This is a genomic window from Paenibacillus jiangxiensis (assembly GCF_046098255.1).
GTDB lineage: Bacteria > Bacillota > Bacilli > Paenibacillales > Paenibacillaceae > Paenibacillus > Paenibacillus jiagnxiensis.
The window spans coordinates 1-673 of record NZ_JBJURI010000084.1 but is presented as its reverse complement, the minus strand read 5'-3'; the positions used below and the strand labels follow the sequence as shown (position 1 = coordinate 673).

At 52.6% G+C, this 673-nt stretch carries 5 tRNA genes; all 5 read left to right on the top strand.

The window, feature by feature from the left end:
- Positions 1-208: 208 nt before the first annotated feature.
- The 5 genes from ACI1P2_RS31425 to ACI1P2_RS31405 all read left to right on the top strand — a co-directional run bounded on the left by ACI1P2_RS31425 (position 209) and on the right by ACI1P2_RS31405 (position 672).
- Positions 209-296, top strand: a tRNA-Ser gene (locus tag ACI1P2_RS31425).
- A gap of 45 nt (positions 297-341) precedes the next feature.
- Positions 342-418, top strand: a tRNA-Met gene (locus tag ACI1P2_RS31420).
- Positions 419-428: 10 nt separating this feature from the next.
- Positions 429-504 (top strand) — tRNA-Val (locus ACI1P2_RS31415).
- 5 nt (positions 505-509) lie between these two features.
- A tRNA-Thr gene (locus tag ACI1P2_RS31410) sits at positions 510-585 on the top strand.
- Positions 586-598: 13 nt separating this feature from the next.
- Positions 599-672 (top strand) — tRNA-Asp (locus ACI1P2_RS31405).
- The last annotated feature ends 1 nt before the right edge of the window (position 673 follow it).

Below are 673 nucleotides of genomic sequence, written 5' to 3'. Positions count from 1 at the left end.
GAGGTAGATAGGCTGGGGGTGGAAGTGCAGCAATGCATGGAGCTGACCAGTACTAATCGGTCGAGGGCTTATCCTAAAATTAAAACGCAATGACGTTTCGGATCCGGTTTTCAGGGTGTAACACCTTGATACGCTGTGAAATTCATACACACTGTATGTGATGTACCGAATTTCTCGCGGATCGCATTTGCGAAGCAAATGCTTATTTGGAGAGATACCCAAGTGGCTCAAGGGGACCCTCTGCTAAGGGGTTAGACTGCGTAAGTGGTGCGAGGGTTCGAATCCCTCTCTCTCCGTTCTGATTTGGCTTCATTATATGGTTGGAGATTTTAATTGATTATGGCGGCGTAGCTCAGCTGGCTAGAGCGTACGGTTCATACCCGTGAGGTCGGGGGTTCGATCCCCTCCGCCGCTACCATACATACCCAGGAGGCTTAGCTCAGCTGGGAGAGCATCTGCCTTACAAGCAGAGGGTCGGGGGTTCGAACCCCTCAGCCTCCACCATATATGCCGGTGTAGCTCAATTGGTAGAGCAACTGACTTGTAATCAGTAGGTTGGGGGTTCAAGTCCTCTCGCCGGCACCATTCAAGTGATCGCGGAACCGTGGTGTAGAGGCCTAACATGCCTGCCTGTCACGCAGGAGATCGCGGGTTCGAATCCCGTCGGTTCCGC